The following is a 21,908-nucleotide window of genomic DNA, read 5'->3' as shown; positions in this document are numbered from 1 at the left end:
GAAAATTACCTGTCAAAACTTTTGGAGGCGAACGCATTTTGATGCGTCCGCCCTGTAGGCTCTGAACAGAACTTTTACAGGCTCTGAACGAAACTTTTATAGGCTTTGAACAAAACTTTTATAGGCTTAAGAAAAAAATTATAGTATAGGAAAAAAACCGACCTGTACGGATGGTGTAATACGCAGCACGCCCTGAAAGGGCAGAAGCTCTTAGCCCAGGGCAGCGCCCTGGGTATAATGGCAGTCAGCAATGCGCCCTGTAAGGTAGGGTGTTCAAAATCCGTTTAAAATTTGGCACGTTTTTTAGTCGAATAATCGGTTTAACTAACTGATATTTCAATAATTATCGATACGAAGATTGCGCAGAACTTAAAAAAGTCACATTTTTGAATTCTTAACACGTTGATTTCGTGTGAATTAACTTGTATTTCGACGCAAAAAACGTGTCGAAAAATTGATAGATTTTGAACACCCTACCTGTAAGGGCAAAAGCTTTAAAATACACCTAATAAAAATGGGAAATCCGTTGCGATATGTAAAGCTTTTGCCCTTACAGGGCGACAGGTTTGCGTTCATGATAACCCAGGGCGCTGCCCTGGGCTAAGAGCTTCTGCCCTTTCAGGGCGTGCTGCTTATAGGGGCTTTCAGCCCGTGCCAACCGTACACGTCGAATCATGTCTTTTATAGCAGCAAGGCAATTAAAGACAAAGAGGAAAAAGAACGTGTGTACAGGTCGAATCATTTCTTTTATAGCAGCATATTACTGGTCAGGGTTCTCGACGAAACCCTGGTACTCGGGGACGAGCCCAGACATGATAGCATCGTAACTCTTTGTCATCTGGTTCTTGATATTCTCGGCACCCTTGCCTACCGGCTGGATGGGCTCGTGAATAGTAAGACGAAGAGGATGCCAGAAAATCCAATACATGTCCTTCATGCGCGGCTTCACATCGAAACTGCCGTTGATGGTAAGCGGACAGACGGGCAACTGCAACTCGTCTGCCAACATGAAGGCTCCTCGACGGAATACACCCATGTGACCTGTGAAGGTGCGGGCGCCTTCGGGGAAGACTACCAATGACATTCCTTCCTGTAGTTCCTCGCGGGCCTTGTCGTAAGAGGCGCGTATCTTGGAAGGGCCGCTCTTGTCGACAAAGATGTGATGGGCATACTGGCAGGCTATACCAACCAAGGGCACCTTGCGGAGCGCCTTCTTCATCATCCACTTGAAGTTACGGCCTAAGAAGCCATAAATCAAAAAGATGTCGAATGACCCCTGATGGTTGGCCACGAACACGTAGCTCTGATTCTTCTGCAGATGTTCCCTGCCTTCTACCTTGACGGGCAGCAGGAGAAGACGGATCCACAACTGCGACCACAACTTGCCAGGATAATAGCCCCAGAAATGGCCATTACCCAACATACAGCCCAAGACTGTGATGACACTGGTCAAAATGCTTGCCACCAAAAGGATTGGAAGACAAATCAACAACTGATAAATGCGATACAGATACTTCATTTGTGATTCAATATTTTTTGAGTGATTCTTTTTCGTGGGAACTTATATTTTTGAGAAGTTTGAGAGCTTTAACCATTACCCTCCCGTCCGCTTCAGTGTGATAACCACAATCTCGGCGGTGGAACCGACACGGATGGGAACCACACCACCTAAGCCGGCGGTGGTAAAGAGCTGACAGCCCTCGCGCTCATAGAGGCCATAGTCATAGGGAGCAAACATCGTGGGACGTAATCCGAACACGGATATTTGTCCGGCATGGGTGTGGCCGCTCAGAGTGAGCTGCGGCGCCACCAACACCTCGCCTTTCCTGCCATACACCTGGTTGATGCGCGAAGGAACCATGTCCTCCCACTGCGTGGGGATGTGCTGAAGCATCAGGACGAAGTGACCTGGACGGATGCCCCGAAGCGCCTTTGCCACATTGGCATGAGCAGGTTTCTTGAAGTTTTCTGTGCCCGCAACATAGATGGAGTCAGAACCGCGATGCACCACGGCGTGCTCGTTGAGAAGCAGATGCCATCCCATCTGCCATTCCAGCCGGCGAGTCTCCTGCTCCTGCCTGAGACAGGTGAGCGAGTCGGCTTTCACATAATAGCTGTAGTCATGATTGCCCAGCACACTGTATACGCCGTCCTTGGCACGCAGGGAGGAAAGCATCCTGACGTAAGGCTTGAGCTCGGACGGACGGGTGTTCTGAATGTCGCCAGTGAAACAAATCATATCGGGATGCTGGGCATTGATGCTGTCGACATCACGCTGTGGCAGATCGCTGCGCCAACCGTAATAGGATCCAGCATGGAAATCGCTGAAGAGGACAATGCGATAGCCGTCGAAACTGGCAGGAAGCTGGGACACAGCTATGGTGAAGCGCTTCACCTCCAACTCACGGAAGCCATAAGTGAAGCCATAAAGGAAAACGCCGACGGACAGGAGGCCCATGACAAGACCTATGAGCCGACCCCAGTTGCGCCTGCCCTTGAATGCCTTCATCACACACCAGCCTACAAAACTGAACAGGGCATAGACGAAGACGGGAACGGCAAACAGCGCCATGACGACAAACCACACGTCGACAAGCACCGGACGGTCGGGCACGAAGTTGGGCTGTAGCGCTAAATAGCCACTATAGCCAATGACGACGGATGCCGGAAGCCAAAGCAACAAGCGCCTCGCCAAACGGCTGCTGCGCAGCTCATGACAGAAGCACCACAGATAAGGCAAAAGGGTGCCCAAGAGAATCCATATATATATGCGTGCTATCATTTCTTAATCAAACTACTCTGTAAATAACGGCGCATCAACTCGACGGGGATGCCACGGCGACGCGCATAGTCGCGCAACTGTTCTTCGTCAATCTTGCCCAGGTCGAAATAATGGGCCTGAGGATGGGCGAACATCAGTCCCGACACACTGGAATGGGGCATCATCATGCCGCTCTCGGTAAGCCGGATGCCAATCTGCGACATGGTGAGAAGCTGGTCAAGCTCGAAGTTGACGCTGACATCGGGCAACGACGGATAGCCCACGGCAGGACGGATGCCCTGATATTCCTCACGATGAAGCTGCTCCATCGTGAGATGCTCATGGGGAGCATAGCCCCAGAAGTGGCGACGAACCTCTAAGTGCATCTTCTCGACCGTGGCCTCGGCAAGGCGGTCGCTCAGCACCTGTGCCATCATCGACAGATAATCGTCGCCCCTGTAAGCCTCCAGCACTCCTGCCTCGACGGAGGCACAAAACAACCCTACCCTGTCGCGCACGCCGCCTGAAAGAGGACGCACGAAATCGGCAAGACAGAGATTGGGGCTTCCGGCAGCCACTGGATGCTGCTGGCGCAACAGAGGAATGCGGGTGAACCTGGCATCGGCTGTGTCATCTGCATAAAGCAGCAGGTCGTCCATGTCGGCATTGGCTGAGTAAAGGGCAAAGATCGCATGGGTGTGATAACGCCCCTGCCACGACTGCATCATGGCGGAAGCCTCATCACGCAGCCGCTGTTTCTCGGCCAAAGGCTTACCACTCATGCCCCAGGCATGATAGAAATAAAGCCAGTTGATGTAGGGTACTACTTCGTCTATATCGTATGTGAGGACCTGCGGGTGCATCCTTTAAACTTTAAACATTAAACATTCCCTCAAGGCATTTGTATTAACTCCTTAACGCCTCCTGAATTTTGCTTCTGAATTTAACTTCTGAACAGAATGGGCTGTCCCTTAACAGAGGCATCGAAGGCACCCTTGTCGTAGACGAGACGGCCATTACAGAAGGTCTGCTCCACTCGCCACTGGAACTCGTGGCCCTCCATAGGACTCCACCTGCTCTTACTCTGAATCTGGTCGCGAGTCAGTGTCCAGGGAGCATGGGGACGAACGATGACGATATCGGCCTGATAACCCTCGCGCAGGAAACCACGCTTCTGTACTTCGAAGAGACGAGCAGGCTGATGAGCCATCAACTCTACCATCCGCTCGAGGGTAAGCACGCCCTCGTCTACCAGTTCGAGCATGGTGACCAAGGAGAACTGAACCATCGGCATGCCCGAGGCAGCCTTGGCGCAACCTCCCTGCTTGTCTTTCCACTCATGGGGAGCATGGTCGGTACCTATTGTGGCGATTCTGCCGTCAGTCAGAGCCTTGCGCAATGCCGTGCGGTCGGACAGGGTCTTGATGGCAGGGTTGCACTTGATGAGCGCCTTCTTGGTAGCATAATCCGCCTCGGTGAAATAGAGGTGGGCAATGACAGCCTCACCTGTCACCGAGGAACCTGGCGTAAAGAGGTCGAGCTCTCGAGCCGTTGTGACGTGAGCGATATGCAGACGAGTGTCATACTCATGGGCCAGCTGCACAGCCAGACGACTACTCTCATAGCAGGCCTGTTCGCTGCGTACCGCGGGATGAAACTCCACCGCGGGGTCGTCGCCATACCGCTTCTTGAAGGCTGCCATATTGCTGTTAATAATGTCGGTATCCTCGCAATGAGCCATCAAGGGCAAGTCGAGATCGTGAGCTGCCTGGAAGATGCGGCGCAGCGACTCAGCCTTGTCGACAAGCATATTGCCAGTGCTGGAGCCCATGAAGAGCTTGATACCGGGAATGCGATGACGGTCCAACTGGGAGAAACTCTCCACATTGTCATTGGTGGCGCCGTAGAAGAAGGCATAGTTGACATGACTTTTTTGGCTGCCGAGAGCCGTCTTGTCGGCCAGGGCTTCAAGTGTAGTGGTCTGAGGCACCGTGTTGGGCATGTCGAAATAAGAGGTGACGCCGCCAAAGGCTGCTGCCCTGCTCTCACTCTCGATGTCGGCCTTGGCGGTGAGTCCGGGCTCACGGAAATGCACATGGTCGTCAATCACTCCTGGCATAACAAAACACCCCGAGGCATCGACTGTCTTGTCGAAACTGCCACGAGGTGCTTCTTCGCCATTATAAATATGTGTTATCTGTTCGCCATCGACAACGAGGTATCCTCGGAATGTCTTTCCCTCGTTGACGATAGTTCCATTTTTAATCAATGTTTTCATACCTGCTTATTCTTTTTTTTCTGGAATGGTAGGACGCGCCAGGTCGTTGGGTGTAGGCGCTGGCGCTGCTTCGGGCGCAGGCTGGGCTGACACGGCAGGAGCTCCGGGCTGCATATCGCGGGTTCCGTTCATGATCTGCTCGTTCTCCTGAGCCTTCTGATAATAGTCCTTTACATAAGAGTCGTTCTTGAAATGGTCGGTGGCCTTGCTCATGATGTCCTCTATCCATGGAGTGAGCATGGGATACTGATTGCCCATGGTGACGAGGAAGAAGACGCCTGCTCCGAGCACATTGTCGAAGTTGTCGGTCACGAAAGTAGTCACCAACTTGTCTTCCTGTTCAGCCAGGCGGTTGGCCTCAGCTGTGAGTTGACGGGTCACGACGTTCATGTCGCTTCCGTTCATGATGGCCTGGTCGTGCTTATGCACAAGTTCGCGCTGCTGGTTCTGCAGCTGCTGATATTTCTTGAAGAAGCCAAACAACTTGTCGTTGAGAGGGCTTCCGCTTACCACCTGCTGTGTATCGTCAAGCTTGACCGTGATGGCTCCGCTCTCCAGGACAAGGGGCAACACGGGCTCATCGTCCATAAAGATATTGGCCATTCTTACAGAATCAAGTGTGCCGTCGAAATGGAACTGTCCGTGAACGACGTCACAGGAGTCGACGCTCTTGAACTCTGCGTCCTTCAAAACTTTCAGGTAGAGCATACGCCCATCCAACGTGCTCACATTGGAAGTTCCGGTTATGTCGTAACTGTTGGCACACGATGTCAACGCCAATAAGGAAATAAATGCGTAAAATATCTTGTTCATAAGCTGTTTTCTATTTCGGCTAACAAAAGTACAATGTTAAATTGAAGTACGAAAAAAAATTTATGCTATTTAATTGAATATTGCATGTATTTAGGTTTTATTTGCATTCTTCCTTTTTCAATTCATGCGAAACACGGTGTGTGGTGTACAATTCGATAAGGGCTGCCACCAACAGAAACACCACCCACTTGTTGCAGAAATAGGTGATATAGGTCTCGTAGTTGGAAAACCAGTTGCGGGCAAAGGCATAGACTGTATCTACCATCGAGATGCCCGACAGCACGAAGAAGATGTCGGCCACTGCCTGAATGCGCTTCAGACGGTGAACCACCTGCGACGAGCCTTCATAGAGTTGCATCGATTGCATCACGCTGAAAGCTACCGTGCCCAAGAGGAAAAGCCAGCTGGTGTAAAGGGTCAGCTGGGGATAAATTATATAACCGAAGGCGAAGCAGCCTGCGCCTATCACCATCAACACTCCTCCTAATATAAAAATAAATGTTTGAATCTTATTCAGTTGTTTCATTGTCTTGTTCGTTGTCATTATTCGGTAAATCAGTACTCAGCACAAAAATATCCTCGTCATCAGCCTTCATGAAATAGCGCTCACGGGCTATCCGCTCGTAAGCCCTGCCGCCATGATTCATCTCATGCCACATCTGGATGTCATTCTGATAGAGAGTGGTGTACTTGTCTATCTCCAACTGCAGGTTATGGATCTGAACTTTATATTTTATATGCTGCATGATGCTGTTGTCGTCGATGAAACCGACCACCAGCACGCCCACCACAATCACTATAAGATACTTATAATGAGAGAGGTAGTTCCATATTATACTCAATCTTCTGCTCATTAATTTATGAATTTGTTTGCAAAGATAATATTTTTTTGTTATCTTTGCATCATCATTTAAGAAAAAATAATGGAAGAATATATTGTTTCTGCAAGAAAGTACCGTCCGATGACCTTTGATTCGGTTGTAGGACAGAGCGCTCTGACCACAACGCTCAAGAATGCCGTGAAGAGCGGCAAGCTGGCTCATGCCTATCTGTTCTGCGGTCCAAGAGGTGTAGGAAAGACCACCTGTGCACGCATCTTCGCCAAGGCCATCAACTGCGAGCACCCCAAGGAGGACGGCGAGGCATGCAACGAGTGCGAGAGCTGCAAGTCGTTCAACGAACAGCGGTCGTACAACATCTTTGAGCTCGACGCCGCCAGCAACAATGGTGTGGACCACATCAAGGAGCTGATGGAGAAGACGCGCATACCGCCACAGATCGGAAAGTACAAGGTGTTTATCATCGACGAGGTACACATGCTCAGCTCTGCAGCCTTCAATGCCTTCCTTAAGACACTGGAGGAGCCGCCACAGCACGTCATCTTCATCCTCGCCACCACCGAGAAGCACAAGATTCTGCCTACCATCCTGAGCCGATGCCAGATATACGACTTTGAGCGCATGACCGTGCCCAACACCATCAACCACCTCAAGATGGTGGCTGAGAAGGAAGGCATCAGCTACGAGGAGCAGGCGCTGGCAGTAATAGCCGAAAAGGCAGACGGAGGTATGCGCGACGCTCTCTCGATATTCGACCAGGCGGTGAGTTTCTGCCAGGGCAACCTGACCTATCAGAAGGTGACAGAAGACCTCAACGTGCTGGACAGCGACAATTACTTCAAACTGATAGACTGTGCACTGGAGAACAACGTGTCGGAGATGATGCTCCTGCTGAACGGCATCTTGGACAAGGGATTCGACGGCGGCAACATGATACAGGGTCTGGCACAGCATGTACGTAACGTGCTGATGGCGAAAGATGCCAAGACGCTTCCCCTATTGGAAACCAGCGAGGCTCAGAAAGCCAAATATCAGCAACAGGCTCAGAAGGCGCCTACACCATTCTTATATAAGGCGCTGCAGATAGCCAACAAATGTGACATCAACTACCGACAGAGTTCAAACAAACGACTGCTGGTGGAGCTCACACTGATAGAGATCGGACAGATCACCCAGCCCGAGGACAAAGACATTCCGAGTGCGGGGCGTACGCCCAATAGATTAAAATCCCTGTTTCAGAAAATCATAGCCCAGCTGAAGCCTGCCATTCAGGGTGCAGGTGCTGAGCTTAAAGGCAACGGTGAGGAGAGCAACGAAAAAACTCCTCAGACTGCTGTCCAGCCCCTTCACGCTTCGGAAAACAAAGCCAACAACGAAGCTGCCGATAACAAACATCAAGTAAAACCCATCAGCAAAGGCGCCGTCAAACTGGGAACCATCGGCATGACCTTCAGTAACCTGAAGAAAAACATGGAGATGGTAAAACAGCAGTTGAACCCTACCGCCGACGTGAAAGCCATCAGAAGCACTGATGACTCCGAACAATGCGAATTCAACGAAGACGCCCTGCAGTATCAGTGGACGGGCATGTGCGTACGCATGGCACAGAACAACAAAGAACTCATAGGTCTGTCGCACCGTATGCAGGCCATCAAGCCCAAGCTGACGAAATGCCCCAACATAGAAATTGTCGCCGACAACCAACTGTTGCTCGACGACATGCAAAACATTAAAAACAGAATCAGAAACACACTGGTTCGGGGGTTGCACAACACCAACATCGTCATCTCCTACCGACTTTCTCACAAAGAGGAAGTCAAGAAGATTCTCAACAAGAGAGAGGTGCTGGAGAATATGAGAAAGGAAAACCCTGCCTTGGACAAGCTTTGCAATACGCTGAAGCTGGTGATGACATGATGGTTTATCGGGAGTTTAAGGAGTTAAAGGAGTTAAAGGAGTTAAAGGAGTTAAAGGAGTTAAAGGAGTTAAGACAACACATTTCTTCAAATGCTATTGTCTTAACTCCTTTAACTCTTAAAAAAATCTCCTTTCTTTAAATCAGCGACATTCCCGCTTTCTCACATTCCTCGCGCATTTCCTCAGGCCATATACTTGCCTGAATCTCGCCGATGTGAGCTTTATGCAACAGAACCATACAGAGACGGCTCTGGCCGATACCGCCACCAATACTCAATGGCAACTTGCCACCAAGCAACTGCTTGTGGAAATAGAGTTTCTCGCGGTCTTCCTTGCCTTCCAACTTCAACTGGCGCAACAGACTCTCCTTGTCCACACGAATACCCATGGAACTCAACTCGAAACTTCTGCCCAATACAGGATACCAGATCAGGATATCGCCATTAAGACCTGGCAAACCATTCTCAGCCACCGTACTCCAGTCATCGTAGTCGGGAGCTCGGCCATCATGCTTCTTTCCATCGCTCAACTTGCAACCGATTCCCTCGATGAATACGGCACCATACTTCTCGCAGATGGCATCCTCACGCTCCTTGGGAGTCTTGTCGGGATACATATCCAACAACTCCTGGGCATGAATAAAGTGAATCTCTTTGGGCAGGAAAGGCTTAATCTGTGGATAATGCTCACAGGTAAGATACTCAGTGCGCAAAATGGCAGCATAGATGCGACGAACCACATTGCGAAGGAAAGCCAACGTGCGGTCTTTCTTCTCGATCACTGCCTCCCAGTCCCACTGGTCTACATATAGAGAGTGAAGGTTGTCCAACTCCTCGTCGGCACGGATGGCATTCATATCTGTATACACGCCATAACCAGGCTCTATCTCATACTCCGCCAAGGTAAGGCGCTTCCACTTAGCCAGCGAGTGAACCACCTCAGCCTGGGCGTCGCCCAAGTCCTTGATGGGGAAGGTTACAGGACGCTCCACACCGTTGAGGTCATCATTGATACCTAAACCTTTCAACACAAAGAGAGGTGCTGTCACACGACGAAGACGCAACTCTGTAGCCAAGTTCTGCTGGAAGAACTCTTTTATCAACTTGATTCCCATCTCGGTCTGACGCATGTCCAGCAATGCCTGATAACCGATAGGCTTTATTAGCTTACTCATTTTTTGCATTAGTATTTAAAATTCTGTGCAAAGATACAAAAATATTATCATACTGCAACTATTCTGAACAATATTTTTATATTTTGTTAATCATTTTATCCATTTTCCTTTCTTTTTGTATAGACTTTATGCACTTTTTACTAACTTTTCCGACTTTTCGGCTCTCATACCTCACCAAATGACGAAAGAAAGCAACCTGTACTCACTTTATTCATTCAAAATTTGGTCAATTCAAATAAAATCTGTATTTTTGCAAACGTATATGCCAACGTACAGCACGTTTCCTATACCTTATTATATATAAGGGCTCCGTAGCTTAGCTGAATAGAGCGTCAGATTCCGGTTCTGAAGGTCCTGGGTTTGAATCCCAGCGGAGTCACTAATTTTATAAAAAAATGCAGTTTCACAAGGGTGGAAGTGGGAGAAGTTAGTGTCTTAACTCCAAAACAGCTAAACTCCAGAACTTCTGAACCCAGCGAAAGTTCTATTTTCAAGAATTATGGACTTAGTAGAAAGATTTATCAATTACACCAAATTCGACACACAGTCGAGCGAAGACTCCGACAGTGTGCCCAGCACTTCAAAACAGTTGGAATTCGCCAAGTACCTGAAAAAAGAGTTGGAGGACGAAGGACTCAGTGATGTGGAGATGGACGACATGGGTTACATCTACGCCACACTGAAAGGCAATACCAAGAAGGAAACACCTACCATTGGCTTCATTTCGCACATGGACACCAGTCCTGATGCAAGTGGCAAGGATGTCAAGGCAAGAATCATACGCAACTATGATGGAAACGACATTGAACTAAGCCCAGGCATCATATCAAGCGTGAGCAAGTTCCCTGAGCTGAAAGCCCATAAGGGCGAAGACATCATCGTCACAGACGGCACCACTCTGCTGGGAGCCGACGACAAGGCTGGTATTGCCGAAATCGTACAGGCGATGTGCTATCTGCGCGACCACAACGAAATCAAGCACGGCGACATACGTGTAGGCTTCAACCCTGACGAGGAGATCGGTATGGGAGCTCATCATTTCGATGTAGACAAGTTTGCCTGCGACTGGGCTTACACCGTTGACGGCGGCGACTTGGGCGACCTCGAATACGAGAACTTCAATGCCGCTGGTGCCAAGATCAAGATCAAGGGTGTGAGCGTGCATACCGGTTATGCCAAGGGCAAGATGGTGAACGCCAGCCGACTCGCCGTAGAGTTCCAGAACATGATTCCCGAGGACGAGACACCAGAGGCTACCGAGGGCTACCAGGGTTTCTATCACCTCATTGGCATCGAGAGCCGATGCGAGGAAGCCAAGCTCAGCTACATCATCCGCGACCACGACCGCAGCAAGTTCGAAGACCGCAAGAAATTCATTGCCGACTGCGCCAAGAAACTCAACGAGAAATACGGCGAGGGAACCTGCACGGCCGAGATCAACGACCAATACTACAACATGAAGGAGAAGATAGACCCCAACATGCATGTCATCGACATCGTGCTGAGAGCCATGCAGGAAAGCGGAGTTCCTCCTCGCGTGGAACCTATCCGTGGCGGAACCGACGGAGCACAGCTCAGTTTCAAAGGTCTGCCCTGTCCTAACATCTTCGCCGGTGGCGTCAACTTCCATGGTCCTCACGAGTTCGTCAGCATACAGGTCATGGAGAAAGTAGTTCAGACCATCGTCAAAATAGCAGAAATAACAGCCGAATACAACGACTAATCATAAGAAGTAAAGGAGCTTCATGATGCCAACAAAACCTAAACACCACGTCAGGTTCTGGCTCATGAGCTCCTTTGCTTTTAGAAAGTAACTCAACTTTCGCAAATGGGGAAGTCAAAGAAGTTAAATTAGAAAGTCATGGCAGAAATTCCATTCCTCGTAAAAGACCTCGCACTCATCCTGATGGTAGCAGGAATTGTTACCCTCTTGTTCAAGAAACTCAAGCAACCCCTTGTGTTAGGCTATATCGTGGCAGGTTTCCTGGTCTCTCCCCACATGCCCTACACCATGTCAGTGATCGACGACAACGACATTCAGACCTGGGCAGACATCGGCGTCATCTTCACCCTGTTCTCGCTCGGACTCGATTTCTCGTTCAAGAAGATCGTGAAGATGGGAGCATCGCCCATCATCTCCACCGTCGTCATCGTGTTCTGTATGATGATGCTGGGCATCAGCGTGGGTCATGGATTCGGCTGGAACAAGATGGACTGCATCTTCCTCGGAGGCATGCTTGCCATGAGTTCCACCACCATCATCTATAAGGCCTTCGACGACATGGGACTGCGGCAACAGAAGTTTGCCAGTATGGTGATGAGTGTGCTCATCCTGGAAGACATTCTTGCCATTGTCATGATGGTGATGCTTTCGGCCATCGCAGGAGGAAGCACGCCCGACGGCGAACAGATGTTTGAGTCGGTCATCAAGATTGTCTTCTTCCTCATCCTGTGGTTCATCGTGGGCATCTTTGCCATCCCACTCTTCCTCAGGTCTGTGCGCAAACTCATCAACAGCGAGACGCTTCTCATCGTGTCCCTCGGACTCTGCTGCGGCATGGCGGTGCTGTCCACCAAGGTGGGATTCTCCAGTGCTTTCGGTGCCTTCGTCATGGGCAGCATCCTCGCCGAGACCATTGAGGCCGAGAAAATCATCAAGTTGGTAGAGCCTGTCAAAAACCTCTTCGGAGCCATCTTCTTTGTGTCGGTGGGTATGCTGGTAGATCCACAGATCCTGGTCGACTACGCCCTGCCTATCCTTGCCCTCGTGCTCACCATCCTGATAGGTCAGGCTGTATTGGGAACCTTTGGTTTCATGCTGGGCGGTGAGTCGCTCAAGTCGGCCATGCGATGCGGCTTCTCCATGGCTCAGATAGGCGAGTTCTCGTTCATCATCGCCTCGTTGGGATTGTCTTTGGGCGTCATCAGCAAGTTCCTGTATCCTGTGGTCGTGGCGGTTTCGGTCATCACCACCTTCCTTACACCTTATATGATACGCCTTGCCACGCCAAGCTACCAGGTCATGGAGAAACATCTGCCCAACAAGTTGATCACAGCACTCAACCATCTGGCGACCAACCGCCCATCCACCACACAACAGAGCAAATGGAAGGCGCTCCTCAGACAGATGACTGTCAACACCGTGGCCTACTCCATCCTGAGTGCGGCTGTCATAGCCTTGATGTTCACGTTCGTACTTCCCTTAATGCGCAACCTGCTGCCAGGCTGGCGACTCCACTGGTACGCCAATGCCATCACGGGCGTGCTCACCGTCATCTTCATAGCACCCTTCCTGCGTGCCATCGTGATGAAGAAAAACCACAGCAACGAGTGGAAACGACTGTGGGTGGAGAGCAGCATCAACCGCATACCGCTCCTCTCCACCATCGTGGTGAGGTTTATAATAGCCCTGGGCTTTATCTTCTATATCTGCAACTTCCTGAGCCGGTTTACCGATGCGCTGATGATCAGCATCGGTATTGTGGCGGTATTGCTCATCATCGTTTCCAGAAGAACGAAGAAACGAAGCATCAAGATGGAGCGTCTGTTCATCCGCAACCTTCGCTCACGCGACATCGAAGCACAGGTGAAGGGCACCAAACGGCCTCTCTACGAGGGACATCTGCTCGACCGAGACATCCACATCAGTGAGTTTGAGGTGCCTGAAGACTCTACCTGGTGCGGACACACACTGAGAGAACTCAACCTGCGTCAGCGCTTCGGCATCGACATGAGCAGCATCTATCGCGGATCAAGAAGAATCAACATCCCCAACGGCGACACCACTATATTCCCCTGCGACAAACTGCAGATCATCGGCAATGACGAACAGACACAGAAGTTCAACAACGCCCTGCAGACTGAACTTGTACCCGAGGACTTGGATATAGAGAAAAGAGAGATGAAGCTTCGCCAGCTGGTAATCAGTGGAAAGAGTGAGTTCTGCGGCAAGACCTTGGGCGAAAGCGGAATCCGTGACAAATACGACTGTATGGTTGTCGGACTGGAAGAGGGCTTGGAGAGTCTTACCAAAATTTCACCTTCCTACACCTTCCAGAAAGGCGACATCATCTGGATCGTAGGCGAAGAGGCAGCCCTGCAGAAAATCATGAATAAGAATTAGGAAGGGAGAGATTTCAGGAGTTATGGGAGTTAAGGAGTTAACTCCAAAATAAATCTCCCTTAACTCCAGAATAAATCTCCTTAATTTAGTAAATGCGTGGTCCAAATATAGCTGTACCTACACGAACCAAAGTGGCTCCATGCTGGATAGCTATCGGATAGTCATGACTCATGCCCCAGCTGCGCTCGCAGAACGCATCATCATCGGCAAAGTACTTGGCTTTCACCTCATCGAAGAAGCGAGCTGCCGTGTCAAACTCGCAGGCTATCTGCTCGGTGTCATCCGTATTAGATGCCATCATCATCAGTCCACAAATCTGCACATGCTCCATTGAACGCCATTCTCCTTCTTCCAACAAGGCACGGCAAGCGTCCAATGTCAGTCCGTACTTGGTCTCTTCCGCAGCAATATGAAGTTCCAACAACACCTTCACCACCCTGTCGTGCTTGGCAGCCTGCTTGTTGATTTCCTTCAACAACTTGAGACTGTCCACAGCTTCTATCATACTGATGTAAGGCGCTATGTACTTCACCTTATTGGTCTGCAGATGACCGATGAAATGCCATTCTATGTCTTTGGGCAGGTCTGCCACCTTCTTGGCAAGTTCCTGCTCATGACTCTCTCCAAAAATTCGTTGTCCCTCTGCATAGGCAGCCGACAAATACTCCTTGGGATGAAACTTGCTGATGGCGACCAGACGAACACCCTTAGGCAACTGGTCTAACACCTCATGCAAGTTTTTTGCTACATCATACATTATATTATAGTATTAATGAATTTTAGCAAGTTTTTATGCCTCTTCGTACTCAGGCTTGTCGTTCTTCTCTTCCTTGTTTTCTCCAGGAACAGTATGTTCAAACACGTCCATCACCTTGGTTTCAGCCAGAGCCACAACATCATAATCGTTCATGGTCTTACCCATCACCTCGTCGATATAGCGCAGGGCACGGGCAAGCGACTTGGCCTGCACCAGGTAGTTGACGGTGGTACGCTTCTCCTTCTCGGTTTTGTCATCAATGGTGATAAACGACAACTTGGCCTTGTACCATTTGTCGTCGCCATCCATATCACTGAAGAACACCTCACCATAGGCAGCCTTGCTGATGCCCGACACCTTAAATTCGCCAGACACATAGACAGCCATCTCGTCGGTAATACGACTCTCAGCCTCGGTAAAGCTCAGCGCGTCTACTACATAAGCCTCGGTAACTGGCTTCTCGGAGCCATCCTCCTGTGCCTTGGTGTATCTTACTTTGGTTTCAAACCATGTACTCATTCTTGATCTCATAACGATTCGTTTTTAATTGGTCATTAATATAAAAATAGAACTCGCGCAAGTACAGAACCTATCTTCTTGAGAAGTTATTTTTTTAAGAAGTTAGAGAGAAGTTAAAGAAGTTATCACTCCCTTCGGTCGTTAGAAGTTATAGCCAATAGCCTTGGAGGAAATGTTAAACATTTTATTTCAAGTCCACAAAAGCATTTGTCTTAACTCCTTAACTCCAGAGAAATCTCCTTAACTCCAGAGAAATCTCCTGGACTCCCAAAAGACTCCCTCTTGCGAAAATTCCGTATCTTTTTCGAGATGCAAAGTTATAAAAAAGAAAGCATAAGAACAACACAATGCTACAGAATTTAATAAAAAATAAAAAATCTGTCGTTTCTTTTCTCAAATATCACTGAAATTTCTTACCTTTGCATCCGAAAGCAAAACAAGCACATTTGTATTTGCAAAACTATTAATATAGAAAACTCAACTTTCGCGCGTGCGGGAAGTTAACTCCTGAACCAGCGAAAGTTCAACAGAAAGTATTAAAGATGCCTGAAATATCAGTACGTGGACTTGAAATGCCAGAGTCGCCTATCAGAAAGTTGGCGCCTCTTGCTGCCGCAGCAAAAAAACGAGGAGTCAAGGTGTATCACCTCAACATCGGTCAGCCCGACCTCCCTACTCCTCAGTGTGGTCTTGATGCACTGAAGCATATCGACCGCACCATCTTGGAGTATTCTCCCAGCCAGGGCTATCTTAGCTATCGCGAGAAACTGGTGGATTACTACAAAAAGTTCAACATCAACATTACTGCCGACGATATCATCATCACAGCAGGAGGTTCAGAGGCTGTGCTCTTTTCATTCATGAGCTGCCTCAATCCTGGCGATGAGATCATCGTGCCCGAACCTGCCTATGCCAACTATATGGCATTCGCCATCTCGGCAGGTGCCAAGATACGTACCATTGCCACTACGATAGAGGAAGGCTTCTCCTTGCCTAAGGTCGAGAAGTTCGAAGAGCTTATCAACGAGCGCACACGCGCCATCCTGATCTGCAACCCCAACAACCCTACCGGATATCTCTATACCCGCAGGGAGATGAACCAGATTCGCGACCTCGTCAAGAAATACGACCTCTACCTCTTCTCTGATGAGGTATACCGTGAGTACATCTATACCGGAAGCCCCTATATCAGTGCCATGCACCTCGAAGGCATTGAGCAGAACACCGTGCTTATCGACTCTGTATCGAAGCGTTACAGCGAGTGCGGTATCCGTGTGGGTGCCCTCATCACCAAGAATGCCGAGATACGCAAGGCGGTGATGAAGTTCTGCCAGGCTCGTCTTTCTCCACCCCTTATCGGACAGATTGTAGCCGAGGCCTCTCTCGATGCGCCAGAAGAGTACTATCGCGATGTGTACGATGAGTACGTAGAACGACGCAAGTGCCTCATCGACGGACTCAACCGCATACCCGGTGTCTACTCTCCTATTCCTATGGGAGCCTTCTACACCGTGGCCAAACTGCCTATCGACGATTCCGAAAAGTTCTGCCGTTGGTGCCTTGAAGAGTTCGAATACGAGGGCGAGACCATCATGATGGCTCCTGCCTCCGGCTTCTATACCACTCCTGGTGCTGGCAAGAACCAGGTGCGTATGGCTTATGTACTGAAAAAAGACGATCTGGACCGTGCACTCATAGTACTTGCCAAGGCTTTGGAGGCTTATCCAGGACGCGTTGAGGACGAAGGAATATAATATGCATTTTCCACTTTTCATAGCTAAAAGATTATACAGCGAGCAGGGCGACAAACGAAAAGTTTCTCGCCCTGCCATACATATTGCCACTGCCGGAGTAGCCATCGGACTTGCCGTCATGATTATCTCCGTCTGTGTGGTGCTGGGATTCAAACACACCATCCGCGACAAGGTCATCGGCTTCGGAAGTCATATACAGGTGGCCGACTTCCTCACCCTGCAGCAGATGGAACAATACCCCATCGTCATCGACGACTCCATGATCGACGTCTTGAAACATATTCCCGATGTGGCTCACGTTCAGCGCTTTGCCATGAAGGAAGGAATCCTCAAGACCGACAGCGACTTCCTGGGCGTGGCATTCAAGGGAGTGGGTCCCGACTTCGACTCCACCTTCATCCACAACAACATGGTGGAGGGAAGCATTCCTCATTTCTCCGACAGCGTGAGTCACAACCAGATTGTTGTCTCTCAGTTGATGGCGGACAAACTGCACCTGAAGTCAGGACAGCGCATCTTTGCCTATTTCTTCGACAACAACGGTGTACGCACGCGAAGGTTTACCATTGCGGGCATCTACCAGACCAACCTGAAGAAATACGACGAGACCATCGTCTTCACCGACCTCTATACGGCCGTCAAACTCAACGGATGGGAAAGCGACCAGGCAAGCGGAGCCGAGCTTTCCGTCAACAACTTCGACAACCTTGACATGGTAGAGAGTCGGGTGATCAGCAAGGTGAAAGGCACAGTAGACCATTATGGCGAGACCTACAGCAGCGCCACCATCAAGGAACTGAACCCACAGATTTTCCAATGGCTCGACCTCATGGACCTCAACGTATGGATCATCCTCGCCCTGATGCTCATCGTGGCAGGCGTGACGATGATCAGCGGCTTGCTCATCATCATCCTGGAACGCACCTCGATGATAGGCATCCTGAAGGCTTTGGGCGCACGCAATAAGACCATCCGCCACACCTTCATGTGGTTTGCCGTCTTCATCATCGGCAAGGGAATGCTCATCGGCAATGTCCTGTCTTTAGGAATCTTAGCGCTTCAGCAAGCCTTCGGCATCATCAAGTTGGACGCACAGACCTATTATGTGAGCACCGTTCCCGTAGAGATCAATGTCTTGTATATCGTGGCGCTCAATGTGGCAACACTCCTCATCAGCGTCTTCATGCTGGTGGCACCCAGCTACCTCATCTCACATATCCATCCAGCCAAATCGATGCGATATGAATAATCACAACAGCATTATAGCCCACATTCATGGGCTATAATGCAAGAAAAACCACTTTTTTTCCCTTTTTATTCATTTTGTGCACATATTTTTTTGTTGTGTGCAGAAATTAATGTACCTTTGCACAAAATTTTGTAAACTGTGCAATGAATTCAATACCAAGTTTCAACTCGTATATTGAGCAAAGCATCATCAATAATTGGCATTTGGATGCTCTTACCGATTACAAAGGAGCAACACTGCAATATCATGATGTAGCCAGAAAGATAGAAAAGCTCCACATCCTGTTCGAGAACAGCGGTGTGATAAAGGGCGACAAGATAGCTGTTTGCGGACGAAATAGCAGCCAGTGGGCAGTAGCCTTCCTGGCCATTGTTACCTATGGTGCCATCGTGGTTCCTATACAGAATGAGTTCAAGCCCGAACAGATTCACAACATCGTAAACCACAGCGAGAGCAAGATGCTCTTCGTGGGCGATGTAGTAGCCACAGAAATCAATGCCGAAGAGATGCCCTCGCTCGAAGGTATCGTCTATCTTCCCGATTTCTCGCTCAACCTTTCCCGTTCTGAGAAACTCACTTATGCCCGCGAACATCTCAATGAAATCTTCGGACACAAGTATCCCAAATATTTCCGCAAAGAACATATCAAGTATCATGTTGACGACCCTGAGGAGTTGGCAATGATCAACTATACCAGCGGTACTACAGGTTTCTCTAAGGGAGTGATGCTGCCCTATCGTGCCCTCTGGGGCAACTTAGACTATCTCATGGACACCGTAAAACCCAAGATAGGCAAGAACTGCAACATCCTCTCCACCCTGCCCATGGCTCACATGTACGGGTTGATGACCGAGTTTATCTTCAATATCGTATTGGGCAACCACATCTTCTTCCTCACCCGCCAGCCCAGCCCTACACTGATTTCCGAGGCTCTCAACGAGACAAAGCCCGACATCATCTTCGCCGTGCCATTGGTGATCGACAAGATCGTAAGAAAGCATGTGTTCCCACGCGTGCAGACCAACTGGGTCAGACTGCTTACCAACATGCCTGTACTGAGCAAGCGCATCAAGGAGAAGATACGCGAGTTTGTGCTGGGCGAGTTTGGCAAGCATCCTTACGAGGTCGTAGTAGGCGGTGCGCCTCTCAACAAGGAGATAGAGAACTTCTTTGTCAGCATCGGCTTCCCCATCGCCATGGGTTACGGAACCACCGAGACTGCTCCCCTCATCACCTTTGCCCATCAGGACGACTACGTGGCAGGAAGCTGTGGCGTGGCTGTGAAGCACATGGAGGTAAAGGTGCTAAGCGACGACCCACAGAACGTGCCTGGCGAGTTGGTTTGCCGTGGCATCAATGTGATGAAAGGATACTACAAGAATCCCGAGGCTACCCATGCTGTCATCGACAAGGACGGTTGGTTCCATACTGGCGACCTGGCCACCATGAGCGCCGACGGACATTTCTTTATCAAGGGACGCAGCAAGAATATGCTCTTAGGTGCCAACGGACAGAACATCTACCCCGAAGAGATAGAAGACAGACTCAACTCGATGGCATTGGTCAGCGAGAGCATCATTGTTCAGCGAAACAACAAACTCGTGGCGCTGATCCACCCCGACTATGACGAGGCTTCATCCATGGGCTTTACCGCTGAGGACCTGGAGCACATCATGGATCAGAACCGTGTGGAGCTCAACTCCCAGATGCCGTCGTTTGCCAAGATTTCCAGCATTCAGATACACGAGAACGAGTTTGAGAAGACTGCCAAGAAATCCATCAAGCGCTACCTGTATCAAGAGGCAGCCTCATAAACCACTTAGACAATTCTATTAGAATACAAGCATATGGAGATACCAAGCTTTAATGCACTTATCCAAAAGAGCATCATCGACCATTGGGACATGGATGCTCTTACCGACTACAAGGGAGCTACCTTGCAGTTTCACGATGTAGCACGCAAAATAGAGAAATTGCACATCATGTTCGAGAATTCTGGCGTAGTAAAAGGTGACAAGATTGCCCTTTGCGGTAGAAACAGTGCCAACTGGGCAGTGGCCTTCCTGGCAACTCTTACCTATGGAGCTGTCGCCGTGCCTATCCTGCACGAGTTTATGCCAGAGCAAATCCATAACATCGTCAACCATAGCGATGCCAAACTGCTGTTTGTGGGCGATGTCGTTGCCACACAGATTGACGCTACCAAGATGCCCGGATTAGAGGGAATCATCTATATACCCGACTATTCTCTGGTGGTATCACGTACCGACAAACTCACCTACGCCCGCGAGCATCTCAACGAGATGTTCGGTATCAAGTTCCCTAAGTATTTCCGCAAGGAACACGTACATTATTATATTGAGGAGAACCCAGACCAGATAGCGCTCATCAACTACACCAGCGGTACTACAGGCTTCTCCAAGGGTGTCATGGTGCCTTACCGTGCACTCTGGAGCAACTTCGACTTTGCTATGAGTGTATTGCCCAAGGAGATCAAGGCTGGCGACCCTATCATCAGCATTCTTCCACTGGCTCACATGTATGGCATGGCGTTCGAGTTCCTCTTCGAGGTTCTTTCCGGTTGCCACATTTTCTTCCTCACCCGCATACCAAGTCCGGCTATCATCGCCGAGGCTTTCAGCCGCATCAAGCCAGCCATCATCATTGCTGTGCCGCTCATCATCGAGAAGATTATCCGCAAGAAGGTGTTCCCCAAGATTCAGAACAACCGCATGCGTATGCTTCTCCACATGCCTGTCATCAGCAAAAAGGTGCGCGAGAAGATATGCGAACAGGTGACACAGGCCTTCGGAGGCAACTTCTACGAGATTATCATCGGTGGTGCTGCCTTCAACAAGGAGGTGGAGAGCTTCCTGCATGGCATTGGTTTCAAATACACCGTGGGCTATGGTGCCACAGAGTGTGCGCCTATCATCTGCTATGAGGACTACAAATATTTCGTACCGGGTTCTTGCGGCAAGGCTGCCAAGAACATGATGGTGAAGATCGACAGTCCTGACCCCGAGAATGTTCCTGGTGAGATCCTGGCAAAGGGTCCTAACGTGATGTTGGGATACTACAAGAACGAGGAAGCCACACGCAACACTATCGACAAGGACGGATGGTACCACACCGGCGACCTTGGCACAATGGATGGCGACGGCAATGTCTACATCAAGGGCCGCAGCAAGAACATGCTCTTGGGTGCCAGCGGTCAGAACATCTATCCTGAGGAGATCGAGGACAAGCTCAACTCTTTAGCACTCGTGAGCGAGAGTGTGGTGATACAGAAGGGCAACAAGCTCATTGGCTTGGTACATCCCGACTACGACGAGGCTCAGACACTCAACTTAGGCGAGAAAGAGCTGATGGATATCATGGAGCAGAACCGCCAGGAGCTCAACACCATGGTTCCTGCCTACTGCAAGGTGTCAGAGATAAGAATCCACAAAGAGGAATTCGAGAAAACTCCTAAGAAGAGTATCAAGCGATTCCTGTATACTGAATAAAGGAGTTAAGTTAAGGAGTGAAGGAGTTAAGGAGTTAAGACAAATGCTTTACTCATAAAAGCAGCACGCCCTGAAAGGGCAGAAGCTCTTAGCCCAGGGCAACGCCCTGGGTTGTTATGTTCGCAAACATGTCGCCCTGTAAGGTAGGGTGTTCAAAATCCGTTTAAAATCCGACGCATTTTTTACCTATGGTATTGATGCGTTTCACTGCCAAA

Annotated in this window: 18 protein-coding genes and 1 tRNA gene; 8 read left to right on the top strand and 11 right to left on the bottom strand. The window is 49.6% G+C overall.

Annotated features, from left to right (window positions below; all coding sequences use genetic code 11):
- Positions 1–550 precede the first annotated feature (550 nt).
- The 8 genes from F7D20_RS05550 to F7D20_RS05515 form a co-directional block, all read right to left on the bottom strand.
- A complete protein-coding gene (locus F7D20_RS05550) occupies positions 551–742 on the bottom strand; it encodes a hypothetical protein (RefSeq protein ID WP_158463193.1) in 192 nt (63 codons plus the stop codon).
- A gap of 18 nt (positions 743–760) precedes the next feature.
- Positions 761–1,519, bottom strand: a complete 759-nt coding sequence (locus F7D20_RS05545; RefSeq protein WP_158463192.1) for a lysophospholipid acyltransferase family protein — start codon at positions 1,517–1,519, stop codon at positions 761–763.
- Positions 1,520–1,594: 75 nt separating this feature from the next.
- Positions 1,595–2,782 (bottom strand): metallophosphoesterase, encoded by a 1,188-nt coding sequence (locus tag F7D20_RS05540; protein ID WP_158463191.1) that lies wholly within the window; start codon positions 2,780–2,782, stop codon positions 1,595–1,597.
- The gene (locus tag F7D20_RS05535) at positions 2,779–3,624 is read right to left on the bottom strand and encodes a vitamin B12 dependent-methionine synthase activation domain-containing protein (RefSeq protein ID WP_158463190.1); all 846 of its coding nucleotides are present in this window, start codon (positions 3,622–3,624) and stop codon (positions 2,779–2,781) included. The genes F7D20_RS05540 and F7D20_RS05535 overlap by 4 nt, the downstream gene beginning before the upstream one ends.
- 80 nt (positions 3,625–3,704) lie before the next feature.
- Positions 3,705–5,039, bottom strand: a complete 1,335-nt coding sequence (locus F7D20_RS05530) for a dihydroorotase (protein ID WP_158463189.1) — start codon at positions 5,037–5,039, stop codon at positions 3,705–3,707.
- A gap of 6 nt (positions 5,040–5,045) precedes the next feature.
- Complete coding sequence (locus F7D20_RS05525) at positions 5,046–5,852, bottom strand: DUF4369 domain-containing protein (RefSeq protein WP_158463188.1); 807 nt, start codon at positions 5,850–5,852, stop codon at positions 5,046–5,048.
- Between the two features lie 97 nt (positions 5,853–5,949).
- Positions 5,950–6,378 carry a hypothetical protein gene (locus F7D20_RS05520; RefSeq protein ID WP_158463187.1) on the bottom strand — a complete coding sequence of 143 codons (429 nt, stop codon included), beginning with the start codon at positions 6,376–6,378 and terminating at the stop codon, positions 5,950–5,952.
- Entirely contained in the window at positions 6,362–6,706 is a 345-nt protein-coding gene (locus F7D20_RS05515) for a hypothetical protein (RefSeq protein WP_022251357.1), read from the bottom strand. Before F7D20_RS05515 ends, F7D20_RS05520 begins: the two co-directional genes overlap by 17 nt.
- A gap of 69 nt (positions 6,707–6,775) precedes the next feature.
- Between F7D20_RS05515 and F7D20_RS05510 the strand changes: the two genes are divergently transcribed.
- Positions 6,776–8,608, top strand: coding sequence for a DNA polymerase III subunit gamma/tau (locus F7D20_RS05510; protein WP_158463186.1), 1,833 nt, complete (start codon positions 6,776–6,778; stop codon positions 8,606–8,608).
- A 136-nt stretch (positions 8,609–8,744) separates the two neighbouring features.
- On the opposite strand, the gene asnA is transcribed toward F7D20_RS05510, so the two are convergent.
- Positions 8,745–9,782 carry an aspartate--ammonia ligase gene (asnA, locus tag F7D20_RS05505; RefSeq protein ID WP_158463185.1) on the bottom strand — a complete coding sequence of 346 codons (1,038 nt, stop codon included), beginning with the start codon at positions 9,780–9,782 and terminating at the stop codon, positions 8,745–8,747.
- A gap of 305 nt (positions 9,783–10,087) precedes the next feature.
- Between asnA and F7D20_RS05500 the strand changes: the two genes are divergently transcribed.
- From F7D20_RS05500 to F7D20_RS05490, 3 genes are all read left to right on the top strand, one after another.
- Positions 10,088–10,161: transfer RNA gene (locus F7D20_RS05500), tRNA-Arg, on the top strand.
- Positions 10,162–10,281: 120 nt separating this feature from the next.
- Complete coding sequence (pepT, locus tag F7D20_RS05495; RefSeq protein ID WP_158463184.1) at positions 10,282–11,505, top strand: peptidase T; 1,224 nt, start codon at positions 10,282–10,284, stop codon at positions 11,503–11,505.
- 138 nt (positions 11,506–11,643) lie between these two features.
- Complete coding sequence (locus F7D20_RS05490; RefSeq protein WP_158463183.1) at positions 11,644–13,905, top strand: cation:proton antiporter; 2,262 nt, start codon at positions 11,644–11,646, stop codon at positions 13,903–13,905.
- Positions 13,906–13,990: 85 nt separating this feature from the next.
- Here the strand turns inward: F7D20_RS05490 and F7D20_RS05485 are convergent, their stop codons facing one another.
- A complete protein-coding gene (locus tag F7D20_RS05485) occupies positions 13,991–14,662 on the bottom strand; it encodes a YggS family pyridoxal phosphate-dependent enzyme (RefSeq protein WP_158463182.1) in 672 nt (223 codons plus the stop codon).
- 33 nt (positions 14,663–14,695) lie between these two features.
- Positions 14,696–15,193, bottom strand: a complete 498-nt coding sequence (locus tag F7D20_RS05480; protein ID WP_158463181.1) for a DUF4494 domain-containing protein — start codon at positions 15,191–15,193, stop codon at positions 14,696–14,698.
- A 530-nt stretch (positions 15,194–15,723) separates the two neighbouring features.
- On the opposite strand from F7D20_RS05480, the gene F7D20_RS05475 reads away from it, so the two are divergent.
- From F7D20_RS05475 to F7D20_RS05460, 4 genes are all read left to right on the top strand, one after another.
- Positions 15,724–16,935: a pyridoxal phosphate-dependent aminotransferase gene (locus F7D20_RS05475; protein ID WP_158463180.1), complete on the top strand. Its 1,212-nt coding sequence runs from the start codon at positions 15,724–15,726 to the stop codon at positions 16,933–16,935.
- Between the two features lies 1 nt (position 16,936).
- On the top strand, positions 16,937–18,184 hold the full coding sequence (locus F7D20_RS05470; protein ID WP_158463179.1) for an ABC transporter permease: 1,248 nt from the start codon (positions 16,937–16,939) through the stop codon (positions 18,182–18,184).
- A 143-nt stretch (positions 18,185–18,327) separates the two neighbouring features.
- The gene (locus F7D20_RS05465) at positions 18,328–19,998 is read left to right on the top strand and encodes an AMP-binding protein (RefSeq protein ID WP_158463178.1); all 1,671 of its coding nucleotides are present in this window, start codon (positions 18,328–18,330) and stop codon (positions 19,996–19,998) included.
- Between the two features lie 33 nt (positions 19,999–20,031).
- Positions 20,032–21,693, top strand: a complete 1,662-nt coding sequence (locus F7D20_RS05460) for an AMP-binding protein (RefSeq protein ID WP_022251367.1) — start codon at positions 20,032–20,034, stop codon at positions 21,691–21,693.
- Positions 21,694–21,908: the final 215 nt, after the last annotated feature.

This window comes from Segatella copri, assembly GCF_009495355.1.
Taxonomy (GTDB): domain Bacteria; phylum Bacteroidota; class Bacteroidia; order Bacteroidales; family Bacteroidaceae; genus Prevotella.
This window is presented reverse-complemented; position numbering and strand designations above follow the sequence as displayed.